Here is a 14,183-nt window from a genome sequence, read left to right on the forward strand (position 1 = left end):
TGATGTAACACAAACTATTTCTTTGCCGGCTATTTCTTTGCCGGAAGTGTAAACATCCCGTCAGCGAACCTCACGCCCGTGCGTACATTCATAACCTGAACTGTTGTTTCTAAATTCTGTTGATCAACAATTGTCCATTGGCGTAAAGCCGTGCCTTTAGCATCAAACACCATTCTTATTTGCCCAGGCCCAATGCTTTTATCACGCAGAACAATTGTCACCGCCCCTGGATCTTCACGAAAAGCCACCAAACGCCCTGATGAAACGTCGATTTTATCATCTAACAGAAACTTCATTGGTGTTTGCAAAAGCTGTGAAAAATTCCACGTATTGAGAGCACGATTATTAATTCCTACGAACTGACCATCTGCAATAATCTGTAAGGGTGTTTTTTTATAAATGAAACGAATTTTTCCTGGACGCTCTAAATAAAATGTCCCCTGAGACATTTTCCCCTTTGGACTAAACTGAATAAAATCCCCCGTCATTGTTTTAATGGCCGCAAAGCGATTCACAACATTCTGCGCCCTTACCACTTTATTGGATGATTGCGAAAAAGTAGGAAAAGCGAAGCAACAAAAGAGAATCATTGCAACCAACCCAAAGATTCTTCTTTGTGGTAAAAAAGGCGTTTTCATAGAAAATGCTCCCCAGAAAAATAGTTTTGTTTTATAATAGAATAATCAATAAATACCCTTCTCTAAAAGAGAAAGATATTGTTAAAAGAAACTATCAAAAGATTTTATTTTAAAAGCGTTCTTCCTCAGCAGGTATCAAAATTTCTCGTTTTCCTGCATGATTTGCTGCGCTAATAATCCCCTCTTCTTCCATTCGTTCAATCAATGAAGCCGCACGATTATATCCAATACCTAAACGGCGTTGAATATAAGAAGTTGAAGCCTTACGATCACGCAAAACGATAGCAACCGCTTGACTATAAGGATCATCGGCTGCCGGAGAAGCCGAAGCAACATCCGCGTCATTTTCTGCAATATCCTGCGTAATGGTCTCCAAATAATCAGGAAGTCCTTGTGCTTTGAGATGCGCGACAACTTGCTCCACTTCATCATCAGCCACAAAAGGCCCATGCACACGTTGAACACGCCCTCCTCCCATCATGAACAGCATGTCTCCTTGCCCCAACAATTGCTCCGCCCCCTGCTCACCAAGAATTGTTCGGCTATCAATTTTTGAACTAACAGAAAAAGAAATACGTGTTGGAAAATTGGCTTTAATCGTTCCGGTAATGACATCCACCGAAGGGCGCTGTGTTGCCATAATCACATGGATACCAGCGGCACGCGCCATTTGTGCAAGGCGTTGAACCGCACCTTCAATGTCTTTACCAGCCACCATCATCAAATCGGCCATTTCATCAATAATGACAACGATATAAGGCATAGGACGAAAATCCAGTGTTTCTGTTTCATAAAGGGGCTCACCAGTTTCATGATCAAACCCGACTTGAATTGTACGCGTCATTGTCTCCCCCTGACTTTCTGCTTCCTTAAGACGTGCATTAAAGCCATCAATATTGCGCACACCAAGTTTTGACATTTTACTATAGCGTTCTTCCATTTCACGAACAGCCCATTTCAGTGCAATCACTGCTTTTTTAGGGTCCGTTACCACGGGTGTTAACAAATGAGGAATGCCATCATAAACTGAAAGTTCAAGCATTTTCGGATCAACCATAATGAGACGGCATTGTTCAGGTGTCATCCGATAAAGCAACGATAAAATCATAGTATTAATGGCCACAGACTTTCCCGATCCCGTTGTCCCCGCAACCAAAAGATGGGGCATTTTTGCTAAATCCGCAATAACCGCTTCACCACCGATTGTCTTTCCCAAAGCAAGACCTAATTTCGCTTTACTCTCCATAAATTCTTGCGCTTGCAAAATATCGCGCAAATAAACCATCTCACGCCTTGCATTGGGCAATTCTATTCCAATTACATTGCGCCCAGGCACCACCGCAACACGCGCGGAAATTGCCCGCATCGAGCGGGCAATATCATCTGCCAAACCAATAATACGAGAAGATTTAATACCAGCAGCCGGTTCAAATTCATACAAAGTGACCACCGGACCAGGACGTGCATCAATCATTTTTCCCTTGACACCAAAATCCAACAAGACCCCTTCCAATTCATGAGAATTGGCTTTTAAGGCAGCAGGCGAAAGTTTAGCATCCCTCGCAGTTGGTGGAGAAACCGCAAGATAATCCAAAAGAGGAAGCAGAAAACGACCATTTGAAGAAGCCTTTAAAGGCTTAAAAACAGTTTTTTTAAGAGGAGGAGTCTTCTCTTGCTTTTCCTGACATTTTGCTTGTTCATCCAAGAAAATGGGTTCAATGCGATCTAAGGACTGTTCGCGACGCTTAGAGTGCCTTTTGATGGAAAAAAGGCGAAAAAAACGCGCTTGTAAAAAATACAAAAGATGTAAAATCGCTCCCAAAGTTGTAACAAAAAAACCATGCCGCGCCCCCTCTTCAACTTCTATATCTTCTGTTTCATCAAAGAGAGGAGCAACCACTTCATTTTTTGCGACATTTTTTACTTTTCTTTTCCTTGTTTTGCGTCGCCATACCACATTGCCTGCAAAAGCAGCCACAAACAAACCCAAAACACTCCCACCAAGACCCAACAGAAATTTCTGAAATGGAGAAAACAGGACAGGAAAAACTGCATAAACAGCAGTTAAAGCTTTATCACCCAAAAGACCTCCCAAACCCATTGGCAATGGCCAATATGTAAAGGCAGCAATCGGTGTCATAAGGGCAAAAGAAATTAAAAAACAAATCGTTGAAATCACCCATAAAAAAAGGCGAAAAATCAAATTGTGGATATCCTTTTGTGCTAACAAAAGAAACGACCAAAATAATGGTGGTAACAAAACACCAAGACTTGCCAAACCAAAAAACTGCATGACAAAATCTGAAAAAATTGCCCCAGGCCACCCCATAAAGTTTGTAACACGATTTGTATTTGCATGCGTCAAAGAAGGATCGGCAGCATTCCACGTTGCTAAAGCGAAAACGCAAAAAATAAAGAAACCCAAAAGCCCAAGCCCAATGAAAACACCAATTTGGCGTAAAAACATTTCAATAAGCCGCGAGCCATAAGGTTTTTGTGCTTCTAATAAATCATAAGGTGGAGAACTTTCCTGCATCATCAATTCCAAATACAAAACCTTCGTATTAAAGCCTTACCTTCGCATTAAAGCGTTATAAAATTATGACTACAAAATATTAACACAGTTTTAACTATCATCATTATAACAGCTTCCTTGCCCTCGATACAGTTTCCTCTCCTCTAATAATGCCGCAAAACATTATCCCTCAAGACAGTATGTTGTGAAACACATTCATACACAGTAAAAATACCATAGAATTTCTGTTTGATGTCAGTTTTCTTTTGCATCAACAAATGGAGAAGTGTAAAGTTGATAAGAATATTGAGAGTAAAATTTGCCCAATAGGATTATAAATGTAGGATTGTAAATCTAGATCACACTCAGTGATTGGCAGGAGAAAAAACCAAGAAGAACCAACCATCTCTAGACCAGCGTGAGAATACAACCTTCGTCCTTTAGATGGAAAGGAACAAAGAAGAAATTAAAAGAATGAAAGAAAGTTATCCCTTTTAAGAACCAACAAACAATGGAACAAAATATTGTGCACCCTCATCTCAATAAAAATGACAAAGCGAATAGAAAAATAAAACCCCATAAAAATGTAAAGCAATGCGATATTCTCATTGCTGGAGGAGCTGCTGTTGGTCTTACTTTAGCAATAGCACTCAAACAATCAGCTCCTGAACTGAAAATTAATATTGTTGATGCGACTTCTCAAGAAGACCTTCCTGCTTCGAACTTACGAACCATCGCCCTTGCTGCTGCTTCTATTCGTATGTTAAAACAATTGCAATGTTGGGAACATATAGAACCCTATACTCAACCCATTCATTCAATGATCATTACAGATGCATGCGCAGCTGACCCTGTCAAACCAACACTTTTAACTTTTGAAGGCGATATCACCCCCAATGAACCCTTTGCCACTATGATAGAACAAAGAGAGCTTATCAACGCTTTAAAAAAGCGTATAAAAGATCTCGATATCACTGTCATTGCAAACATGCGCGCTGTTGATTTCTATCAAGAAGACCAACATACCACTGTCACTTTAAGCAATGAAGACATTTGGCAAACAAAGTTACTGATTGCCGCCGACGGAGCACATTCAAAATTACGTGAAAAAGCAGGACTTAAAAACTTTTCTCATCGCTATAAACAAACAGCCATCATCTGCACCATTGAACATGAAAAACCCCATCATGGACAAGCAACGCAACATTTCTTACCTGCTGGACCTTTTGCTCTTCTCCCTCTCACAGGCAACAGATCTGCCATTGTATGGAATGAATACCATAAAACTGCGCAATATTACCTCAAAGCTGACGCTGTTATTTTTGAAACAGAACTGGAAAAACGCATAGGTCACCGATTTGGCAAACTCTCTTGGAATGGAGAGCGTCAAGCTTTTCCCTTGCGCCTTTCTTTAACACGTCACTGTATTAAATCTCGTTTTGCTCTCGTTGGTGATGCTGCCCACACAATCCATCCCCTTGCCGGACAAGGACTCAATTTAGGATTACGCGATAGTGCCGCGCTTGCCGAAGTTCTTATCGAAACAGCACGATTAGGCCTCGACATCGGATCCCTTACAACCCTAGAACGCTATCAAAGTTGGCGACGTTTTGAAACTGTACGTATGGCTTTAAGCAATGACTGGATTAATAGACTCTTTTCTAATGACAATCTCTTCTTGCGCATGCTTCGTGATACTGGTCTTGGAATTGTCAATCAAACGCCAAAAATAAAAAAATACTTCATTCAAGAAGCTTCTGGTCTTACCCCTAATGCTCCACGTCTCTTGCTTGGACTCCCACTTTAAGGAAAATAAATAAAAATTCTCCTGTTCCATTTTTTACAATTAGTAAAAATGGAGGTTCTTTTTCATCAAAATGGACCCTTTACTTATTTTTAAAGACCAAAGTTTTAAAAAAAACTACACATGACTTTAGAAAAATCTATAAATCTATACATGATATGTACAAAAAGTTAGCCACATCCTTTTATCACGGTTTTCCATACACGATACGCACAACCACGCAGCTCCCACACAATAAAAGGAAACAAACAAAAACCCAAAAAATTGCACCTTTTATTTTAAACACGCTCATAAATTCCATTACACGGATAATGAAATTTAAAAACTAACACTTCACACTATGTCACGAAATTATATTAAGACCGATATTAGCCATAAAAAATTTTGTTTTTTAAATAGTTTCTCATCAGAATCACATGAACAATAAAAAGATAAAATGTGATTCTCAATATATATAATTAAAAAATCAGACTTAAACTTATAAAAGCAACAGACTCATGGTGCAGCAGTATTCAAAAATATCAGGACTTGTGTCTAACAATATATTTATTCAGTCAGTAATTTATAAATTATACATAGAGGAATTAGCCCCTTGAATACGATAAGATTCATCTCTTTCAATCCTGTTATGACAATTCAAGAAAAACCATTCGCTTTCGCATTACAAGAGAACAGCGTATAAACACAACTCTTTAAGAGAAAGAATAAAACGCTTCTTATCCATCATCTTTATAGACAACGCACTGTATTGATAGGATAACGTGTTAAAATGTTGTGTAATCAAATAAAGCTATAAAAATATACAAATTCATTCAAACGAAAAGAGTATATCTTCATCATAACCAGTGTTTTATTCTATTTACGTGCTTAAATTACATCAGATTGTTACAACATATTGATTTACAATGATAATTTATCTTTTTGCATGTTGAATGAGACCCCCGAATATTGTAAGATGCTCTCATCTCAAATCATTTCATTTTGTATCAATTAAAGTCACTTACTTGCACGTCATAAGTGGGGGTATCGTGTAAGTAAAAAACTCTAAAGAAAGGAGCCAAAATACCTTAATGAATCGTCTCAATACCAAAAACAGTCGTAACATTGGGGGCCAGTAAAAAGTATGATGGCGCCGATTTGTACCTTCATAAGCGTAAAGATGGTGGTGCTCTATGGTTTTTACGCTATACCATCCACGCGCGCCATCGTGAAATGAACTTCTGTGCCTTAAGAAAGATCTCTTTAAAAAAAGCGCGTGAATGTGCAACTGGGTGGCGTTCTATTTTACATAAGGGTCGTGACCCCATTAAAGAGAACGTGAGAAACAAAAACGTGAAGCAATGCACAATCTCTATTATTTAAAAGATAGTGCTCTTGTTGCTTTTGAAAGCCGTAAAGCAGAATTAAAAAATGATGGTAAAAATGGTGAGTAGTTTTCACCTTTAAAAATTCATATTTTTTCTAAATTAGGTTGTCTACCGGTCTCAGAAATCACGCAAACTGATACGCAATGTGCTCGCTCCTATCTGGCTTACAAAAGCTGCAACAGCCCGTAGAACTCTCATCCGCCTTAATCTTTGTCTTAAATATGCTGCTACCTTGGGATTAGAGGTTGACCTACAAGCAACAGCAAAAGCATATGCGCTCTCAGAAAAACAACGCCACAAAGTCAAAAACATGTCTGCTATGGATTGGAAAGATATACCGGCTTTTTATAAAACACTCTGCAAAACAACACCCCTAACACAATTGGCTTTACGCCTGCTTATTTTGACAGGTGTTCATACCACTCCTTGCGTCATATCCATAAAGATCAGATTAAAGATGCTATATGAACCGCCCCTGCTGGGAATAAAGAGCACACTGTCTAAGTTGATACCCTTCGCTGTTCTTTTACCTTACAAACATTTCCTATGTAAATGCCTCAGCCCCACATCTAACTGAAATTAACCAAAAAGTGAGAAAGACTATTCCGAAGTAATATGTGTCTTATGTTACTTCTAATTCTTCAAGCGTATACCCATTCTCTAACCATTCTTTAATCCACTTAGGTCTACGGCCACGCCCATTCCACAATTCCCATTGGTTATTGGGATTTCTATAATGACGTTCTTTATTAACAAGATCAGCGATATTAATTCCATGTGCACTAGCGATTTCAAGAATTTTCCGCCGTGCATTTTGCTTTTCTTTTGCTTGCCGTTTTTTTAATTCCACCTCAATTTGGGTACGCATTTCTTGTAATTCATCAAAATTCATATTTTTGAGATTATTCACCTTATTACTCCCCTTGCAAAAAAGAATTTCATTATGCCATATTTTAAACACAATTATAAACGATTTCTGCCTATTTATTATCGAAATTTAAATTACGATAAATATATCACTCAACGGAGATGTGCTTTGAACAACGAAGAGCTATTTGTTTGTGTCTCAGTTCTCACGACCGTATCCTTTTCCAGTTTGATTACTGAAATTGGTAAGTGGGGCGTGCAAACCAAATCACACCTCTCTGACTCTTACGAACCAGTAGTCAAAAGTGAATATAAACCGCCATTTTATAAACTATGGCAATACATGATAAAGGACAAGTCCTCTACATGTAATGATAGTGTGGTTTGCCCTAACAATCGAGGTGTTTTTTACATACAGCGCTTTTCTCCTTCGCATTACTACTCCTCAAAAAGATTTAAAAAATTAGGAAATGATGCGAAAAAATCAACCTTACTGACTCCCCCAAAAGGGTTATCTTTTAGAAAAAAGCTCTCTTTCGGTAAACAGGATAATTATAATATTGGTTGGTATAATGTGTTCAATTTTGCATCACAAATTCACATAATGAATTGGATATTATTTTGTATTAAAAATCTTCTCAAAAGAAGTGAAATTTGTATTCACAAGGCGTGTTTTAAACTGAGCAATTTCATTTCACGAATCTATAAAAATATGATGTGCCAACAATTAGAAAAGTCACACAGAACTTATCTTTACATCAATAAGATTCTTCATCATCGGGTGTACTGCTTATGACTCTTCCAGATTTCATGACGTTTGCTGCTGTATGCGCATCTGCTGTACATCCTGCAACATTTTCAACTGTTGCTATGCAAGAATCAAAAGATGATATTTGTGCAATAAATGTGCGTGATCATTTTAAATTATCACATCAACTCTTTACATTGAAAGAAGCAATCAAAACAACTGAATATTTTGGACAAAATGAACATAATTTTGACGTAAATTGGAGGCAATTTAGTGTTCAAAGTTTGATATTCCAAGCAATTTCAAATTTTGATGTTTTTTATCCATACAAAAATCTTAAAGTTGTGCAAACCGCTTTAACGCATTGCTATGAGCAAACGACATCAAAGTACAGCTCTGAACAAACTGAGTTACAAGCTGTGCTCAATTTTTATAACTCGAGAAATTTTAAAAGTGGCTTTACGAATGCTTACGTTCAAAAAATTGCTTTTCATGTTGAAGGAGAAACTCATGCACTTATGAGTGGAGATTTGCAAAAATCTGTAAAACTTCATGCAACAAAGCAGGAACCACAGATTAGTGTAGATTCACTCCCTCCTCCCTCAGAGGAATTAGCAGATGTTTTTACCCATAAAGTAGGTAGTATACGTGATGCTTTTACAGAAGAGGATCTTCCTTCATCGGAAAAGCAATAGGAGTAATGTCCACTGCATTTATGAATTAAAACTATAGTTTTGATGGAGTACGGTAATGAAAGGTAGATAAAAGGATATTAAAGCTCTAAATTAGAAGATTGTATAAAATCTTTTCTAATTGAGGGCATAAATAATGAAAATGATAGAGCAAAACAGTGTTGATATCGCATTCAGTCAAAAGGCAGCCCGTGATATTACAATCGTGATGCGTTCAGAAAGAGAGTGGTATTTTACATTTGTTTCGGATGATCCGGTAACCGGAAAATCAAATAAGTATACACTTCTTACACAAAGAGGAAAGTTAAGGACTTGGGCTGATCCCAAATATCTCTTTAAATTTCTTCATGAAAGAGGTGTTTTTTATGGTAATTTTGAACTTAATCAGGACGAAAAACATGAAAAAAACAAATACTCTTCCAACGATAGTTCGTAATATAAACCTTGCAACTGTCGCAGCTGTGACCGTATTTTTTATATCACATCCTGTATATGCCCAGGCGCAAGGTTTAAAAAATGCAGGAGATGTTTTAACGAAATTTCAGACAGAGTTAAAAGGAATTATCCCTATCGCAGCGGCTGTTATCCTTTTATGCTTAGCAATTGGCTATGCGGGACGTTATATCGAAAAGGACACTTTTGTACGATGGGCAATTGGTGTGGTCATTGCTGGCTCTGCAGCCGAAATCGCTAATTTATTATTCACAAAAGCATGATGAGAATGAATTATAAAGTTATGTGCTTTGAAATATTCTTTTTATTCAAAAAATAAAAATTTCAGTGATTTTTTCCATATCAATATGAGTGTTACTTAATAACTGATAAATAAAGAAACCATTTGTACAACTGACTCTAGATAAAGGCAAATGATATGAAACAAATACGCAACCTTCAAACAAAAATAAATTATAAAACTACCAAAATTATTGCAACAACAAGTGCTTTTTTTATAACACATTCTGTCTATGCTGCAACGGGTTTAGACAATGCAAAAAGCGCACTAGAGAAATTTAAAGCACAATTAGATATAATTATTCCTATTGGCGCTGCTGTTATACTTTTATGCTTAGCAATTGGCTATGCAGGGCGCTATATCGAAAAAGATACATTTGTACGATGGGCAATCGGTGTAGTCATCGCTGGTTCTGCACTTCAAATTGCGAATATGTTGTTCAAACCGACACCATGAGAGTAAAACATAAAGATTTTCTGTAGGATATCTTTTTTATCCAAATAGAGGTGTAAATTTCAATGATTTCATCTGTATTGATAGCAATATGCTACTTACACTTAAAAAGGCTATCAGTAGCAATTATAATTTGAGTTAGGAGTAAACAATATGATACAATTAAAAATTATTCAGGCAGCGATTAATAAATCTATCTCAATTGCCACAATGATAAGCGCCTTTTTTATAATGCACCCTGTGTATGCCCAAGCACAAAATTTAGATCCTGCGAAAAAAGCTCTAGATGCTTTTAAGGCGCAATTAATTGGAATTATTCCTGTTGCCGCTGCTGTTATACTTTTATGCTTAGCAATTGGCTATGCGGGACGCTATATCGAAAAAGATACATTTGTGCGATGGGCAATCGGTGTTGTCATTGCTGGTTCTGCAGCCGAAATTGCTACTTTATTATTTACAGGTAATGCATAATGAAGAGGGGCTATAAAGTTATGTGCTTTGAAATACTCTTTTTATTCAAAAAATAAAAATTTCAATGATTTTTCCCATATCAATATAAGTGTCAATTAATAACCGATAAATAAAGAAATCATTTCATCTGACTGCTTTTATAAGCTGTCTCTAGATAAAGGCAAATGATATGAAACAAATACGCAACCTTCAAACAAAAATAAATTATAAAACTACCAAAATTATTGCAACAACAAGTGCTTTTTTTATAACACATTCTGTCTATGCTGCAACGGGTTTAGAAAATGCAAAAAAGGCTCTAGATGAGTTCAAGAAGCAGTTAGATATAATTATCCCTATCGCAGCGGCTGTTATCCTTTTATGCTTAGCAATTGGCTATGCGGGACGTTATATTGAAAAAGATACGTTTGTGCGATGGGCAATCGGTGTTGTCATTGCTGGCTCAGCAGCCCAAATTGCTGCTTTATTATTTACAGGTACTGTATCATGAAGAGGGGCTATAAAGTTGTATGCTGTGGAATACTCTTTTTATTCAAAAAATAAAAATTTCAATGATTTTCCCATATCAATATAAGCGTCACTTAATAACCGATAAATAAAGAAATCATTTATAAAACTGTCTCTAGATAAAGGCAAATACTATGAAACAACTAAACGCTCTTAAAACAAAAATAAATTATAGAACCACCAAAATTATTACAATAATAAGTGTATTTTTTATAACACATTCTGTATGCGCCCAAAAAAACGGTTTAGATAATGCAAAAAAAGCTTTAGAAGGTTTGCAAAAAGATCTCATTGATAAAATTATTCCTGTTGCCGCTGCTGTTATACTTTTGTGCTTAGCAATTGGCTATGCGGGACGTTATATCGAAAAAGATACATTTGTAAGATGGGCCATTGGAGTCGTCATTGCTGGTTCAGCAGCTCAAATTGCTACTTTATTATTTACAGGTAAACCATAAATTTATTGAAATATGAAAGGTCCTTTTCATTCAAAGAAGCATTTGAAGATCCGTGATTTCATGCATATCAAGGGGAGTTTTCCTTTTCTTACAGAAAAGGTTATTTTCATGCCAACTGTAATTTAATTAGGTTAAACAATATGAAACGATTACTTAATTTCTATTCAAAAAATAATAATATAAGCAATGTAATTGCTGCAACTGTGACTGTGTTTTTTATAAGCAGTCCTGTGTATGCCAGCAAAAATTTGGATACTGCCAAAGGCGCTTTAACAAATTTGCAAAAAGAACTTACTGGAAAAATTATCCCCGTTGCCGCTGCTGTTATCCTTTTATGCTTAGCAATTGGCTATGCGGGACGTTATATCGAAAAAGATACATTTGTAAGATGGGCAATTGGTGTAGTCATCGCTGGTTCTGCAACCCAACTTGCCACTCTATTATTTACAGGTACTGCATAAATTTATTGAAACATGAAAGGCTCTTTTCATTCAAAGAAGCACTTGAAAATTCGCAATTTCATGCATATTAAGAGGAATTTTACTTTTATTACAGAGAAGATTATTTTCATGTCAACTATAATCTAATTAGATTAAATGATATGAAGCAATTATTTAATTTCTAATCAAAGAGTGATAGTATAACGAACATGATTGCTGCAGCTGTATCTTTTTAAGCATCCTGTGTATACCAACAAAGCTCTGGACAATGCCAAAAAACGCTTTAAAAGATTTGCGAAAAGAGCTTGTTAGAAAAATTATTCCTGTTGCAGCTGTTGTTATTGCTTTGTATTTAGCGATTGGCGTTATCATCGCTGGTTTAGTAACTAAAATTGCTATTATGCTGTTTAGATCACAATGAAATTAAATATAGGAATAAAAACACATAACATTTTTAAAAAGATTTAAATGGTACATTAGTTATAATAGGTTAATAATTTCCTTGCCTGTGTTGTAAGTATAAAAGTTGTAAGTATAAAATGAGAGTGAAATATGAAACAAATTAATAATATTCGATCAAAAAATAATAATAAACTCATAACGATCCCTGCATCTATAGTTGTTTTTTTTTATGTCTTATCCTGCGTATGCGGACCTAGGAAATGCGAACAAAGCTTTAGAAAGTCTGAAGAGCCAGCTTACTGACAAAATCATTCCTGTTGCTGCTGCTGTTATCCTCTTATGCTTAGCAATTGGTTATGCAGGGCGCTATATCGAGAAAGATACATTTGTGAGATGGGCTATTGGCGTTGTTATTGCTGGTTCAGCAACCCAACTTGCTACATTATTATTTAAACCATAACGAAGTTAATAACAATATTAAAATAACATAACATTCTTTTAAAGTATTTAAATCGGATATTAATAAATAAATTAATAATTCTATTATTATATTAAAATTATAAAATGAAAGTAAAAGATGAAACGATTAATTAATTTCTATTCAAAAAATAATAATATAAGCAATGTAATTGCTTCAACTGTAACTATGTCCTTTATAAACAGTCCTGTGTATGCCAGCAAAACCCTGGATAAAGCTGAAAAAGCTTTAGCAGGTCTACGAGATGAACTTACGGGAAAAATTATACCCGTTGCCGCTGCTGTTATTCTTTTATGTTTAGCAATTGGTTATGCAGGACGCTATATCGAGAAAGATACATTTGTAAGATGGGCTATTGGTGTTGTCATTGCTGGCTCAGCGACCCAACTTGCTACATTGCTATTTAAACCATAATGAAGCGATAATAAAAATAAAAAATACATAACATTCTTTTTAAGTATTGAAATTATACATTAATTGTGGTAAAATATATTTATTTGATTTATTTAGAAGTATAAAATGAGAATGAAACATGAAAAATAATAATCCCCGATCAGGTAGCAACAGAATTGTTGCAATTTCTGCAGTTGTAGTTGCTTTTTTTATATCTCATCCTGCATATGCAGACCTAAAAAATGCTAAGGATGCTTTAGATAAGCTAAAGAGTGAACTTGTTGAAAAAATTATTCCTGTTGCCGCTGCAGTTATCCTTTTATGTTTAGCAATTGGTTATGCAGGGCGCTATATCGGAAAAGATACATTTGTAAGATGGGCCATTGGTGTCGTCATTGCTGGTTCAGCAACCCAACTTGCTACTATGTTATTTACAACAACTAACTGAAAAAATATGGAAACTGTATGATGTGAAGTGTTTTTTAAGTCATATCTATTTGATTGCAGATGTCTCTGTAATGATTTTTTATACAAAAAGGGGATATTATTTATGGCGATTTCAGTCATAAGGAGGGTGAAAAAATATGAAACTATTAAATATTCTTCAAGCAAAAATTAACAAAAGGATTCAGAGTCTTATTATAACGCCAATTATGTTTCTAATAATCCAGCCTGTATATGCGCAAACAAAAGAGAAGTCTATAGATCTTTTTATAGGTGTGCAGTATGGATTGGGTATGTTTGTTCCTATTATTGGTGCTATTCTTTTTTTATTGCTGTTGCCTATTTATCTGTTTCGTATCATTTCAAAAGCTACGTTTGTACGATGGTTATTTAGTATTATCGTTGCAAGCGCAGCGTTTTATATTAGCAGCCTCTTGTTTTACATCAAATAATCGGAGCAACCTGTGAAACCGCAAAAACATGAAGCATTTCCATTATTCAAGGGAGCAACTCGTGTTCCAACAATTTGGGGTGTACCTATGATGCCGCTTATTATTATGGTTATAGGTGTCGCTACTGTTGCTATGACAATAAGTATCTTTTTGTGGGTAATTGCACCGCTGTTATGGTTCATTATGGTGCAAGTTACCAAAAATGATGATAAGGCATTCCGTATCTGGTGGTTGTGGGTTGATACCAAGTTTCGCAACCGTAACAAAGACTTTTGGGGCGCCTCAAGTTACAGTCCCTCTAATTACCGCAAAAGGAGATAA

General features: G+C 36.0%; 17 protein-coding genes and 2 pseudogenes. 16 read left to right on the top strand and 3 right to left on the bottom strand.

Annotation, left to right across the window (positions count from 1 at the left end):
• Positions 1 to 29: 29 nt before the first annotated feature.
• Together LNM86_RS11090 and LNM86_RS11095 are read right to left on the bottom strand one after the other, a co-directional pair.
• On the bottom strand, positions 30 to 638 hold the full coding sequence (locus LNM86_RS11090) for a LolA family protein (RefSeq protein ID WP_241437720.1): 609 nt from the start codon (positions 636 to 638) through the stop codon (positions 30 to 32).
• A 109-nt stretch (positions 639 to 747) separates the two neighbouring features.
• Positions 748 to 3,174, bottom strand: coding sequence for an FtsK/SpoIIIE family DNA translocase (locus LNM86_RS11095; protein ID WP_241439008.1), 2,427 nt, complete (start codon positions 3,172 to 3,174; stop codon positions 748 to 750).
• 490 nt (positions 3,175 to 3,664) lie between these two features.
• Here LNM86_RS11095 and LNM86_RS11100 point away from each other — a divergent pair, with 490 nt between their 5' ends.
• Positions 3,665 to 4,960: a ubiquinone biosynthesis hydroxylase gene (locus LNM86_RS11100; protein WP_372712440.1), complete on the top strand. Its 1,296-nt coding sequence runs from the start codon at positions 3,665 to 3,667 to the stop codon at positions 4,958 to 4,960.
• 1,067 nt (positions 4,961 to 6,027) lie between these two features.
• Positions 6,028 to 6,777 (top strand): annotated as a pseudogene (locus tag LNM86_RS11105) (tyrosine-type recombinase/integrase); the annotation flags it as partial.
• Positions 6,778 to 6,946: 169 nt separating this feature from the next.
• On the opposite strand, the gene LNM86_RS11110 reads toward LNM86_RS11105, so the two are convergent.
• Entirely contained in the window at positions 6,947 to 7,234 is a 288-nt protein-coding gene (locus LNM86_RS11110) for an H-NS histone family protein (protein WP_241437721.1), read from the bottom strand.
• 749 nt (positions 7,235 to 7,983) lie between these two features.
• Here LNM86_RS11110 and LNM86_RS11115 point away from each other — a divergent pair.
• The 14 genes and pseudogenes from LNM86_RS11115 to LNM86_RS11180 all read left to right on the top strand — a co-directional run bounded on the left by LNM86_RS11115 (position 7,984) and on the right by LNM86_RS11180 (position 14,183).
• Positions 7,984 to 8,634 (top strand): lysozyme family protein, encoded by a 651-nt coding sequence (locus LNM86_RS11115; RefSeq protein WP_241437722.1) that lies wholly within the window; start codon positions 7,984 to 7,986, stop codon positions 8,632 to 8,634.
• Positions 8,635 to 8,767: 133 nt separating this feature from the next.
• Positions 8,768 to 9,067 carry a KorA family transcriptional regulator gene (korA, locus tag LNM86_RS11120; RefSeq protein WP_241437723.1) on the top strand — a complete coding sequence of 100 codons (300 nt, stop codon included), beginning with the start codon at positions 8,768 to 8,770 and terminating at the stop codon, positions 9,065 to 9,067.
• Positions 9,030 to 9,347, top strand: coding sequence for a VirB2 family type IV secretion system major pilin TrwL (gene trwL / locus LNM86_RS11125; RefSeq protein WP_241437724.1), 318 nt, complete (start codon positions 9,030 to 9,032; stop codon positions 9,345 to 9,347). The genes korA and trwL (LNM86_RS11125) overlap by 38 nt, the downstream gene beginning before the upstream one ends.
• A gap of 155 nt (positions 9,348 to 9,502) precedes the next feature.
• Entirely contained in the window at positions 9,503 to 9,820 is a 318-nt protein-coding gene (gene trwL, locus LNM86_RS11130; protein WP_241437725.1) for a VirB2 family type IV secretion system major pilin TrwL, read from the top strand.
• A 150-nt stretch (positions 9,821 to 9,970) separates the two neighbouring features.
• On the top strand, positions 9,971 to 10,288 hold the full coding sequence (gene trwL, locus LNM86_RS11135; protein ID WP_241437726.1) for a VirB2 family type IV secretion system major pilin TrwL: 318 nt from the start codon (positions 9,971 to 9,973) through the stop codon (positions 10,286 to 10,288).
• Positions 10,289 to 10,457: 169 nt separating this feature from the next.
• On the top strand, positions 10,458 to 10,778 hold the full coding sequence (gene trwL, locus LNM86_RS11140; protein WP_241437727.1) for a VirB2 family type IV secretion system major pilin TrwL: 321 nt from the start codon (positions 10,458 to 10,460) through the stop codon (positions 10,776 to 10,778).
• Between the two features lie 151 nt (positions 10,779 to 10,929).
• Positions 10,930 to 11,253: a VirB2 family type IV secretion system major pilin TrwL gene (trwL, locus tag LNM86_RS11145; protein WP_241437728.1), complete on the top strand. Its 324-nt coding sequence runs from the start codon at positions 10,930 to 10,932 to the stop codon at positions 11,251 to 11,253.
• 140 nt (positions 11,254 to 11,393) lie between these two features.
• The gene (trwL, locus tag LNM86_RS11150) at positions 11,394 to 11,714 is read left to right on the top strand and encodes a VirB2 family type IV secretion system major pilin TrwL (RefSeq protein ID WP_241437729.1); all 321 of its coding nucleotides are present in this window, start codon (positions 11,394 to 11,396) and stop codon (positions 11,712 to 11,714) included.
• A gap of 247 nt (positions 11,715 to 11,961) precedes the next feature.
• On the top strand, positions 11,962 to 12,114 hold the full coding sequence (locus LNM86_RS11155) for a hypothetical protein (RefSeq protein ID WP_308219216.1): 153 nt from the start codon (positions 11,962 to 11,964) through the stop codon (positions 12,112 to 12,114).
• 131 nt (positions 12,115 to 12,245) lie between these two features.
• Positions 12,246 to 12,555 (top strand): annotated as a pseudogene (gene trwL, locus LNM86_RS11160) (VirB2 family type IV secretion system major pilin TrwL).
• A gap of 117 nt (positions 12,556 to 12,672) precedes the next feature.
• Positions 12,673 to 12,987 carry a VirB2 family type IV secretion system major pilin TrwL gene (trwL, locus tag LNM86_RS11165; protein WP_241437730.1) on the top strand — a complete coding sequence of 105 codons (315 nt, stop codon included), beginning with the start codon at positions 12,673 to 12,675 and terminating at the stop codon, positions 12,985 to 12,987.
• 118 nt (positions 12,988 to 13,105) lie between these two features.
• Positions 13,106 to 13,414, top strand: a complete 309-nt coding sequence (gene trwL / locus LNM86_RS11170; protein ID WP_241437731.1) for a VirB2 family type IV secretion system major pilin TrwL — start codon at positions 13,106 to 13,108, stop codon at positions 13,412 to 13,414.
• Between the two features lie 136 nt (positions 13,415 to 13,550).
• Complete coding sequence (locus LNM86_RS11175) at positions 13,551 to 13,862, top strand: conjugal transfer protein (RefSeq protein ID WP_241437732.1); 312 nt, start codon at positions 13,551 to 13,553, stop codon at positions 13,860 to 13,862.
• Between the two features lie 12 nt (positions 13,863 to 13,874).
• Positions 13,875 to 14,183: a VirB3 family type IV secretion system protein gene (locus LNM86_RS11180; RefSeq protein ID WP_241437733.1), complete on the top strand. Its 309-nt coding sequence runs from the start codon at positions 13,875 to 13,877 to the stop codon at positions 14,181 to 14,183.

The organism is Bartonella machadoae (assembly GCF_022559585.1).
GTDB lineage: Bacteria > Pseudomonadota > Alphaproteobacteria > Rhizobiales > Rhizobiaceae > Bartonella > Bartonella machadoae.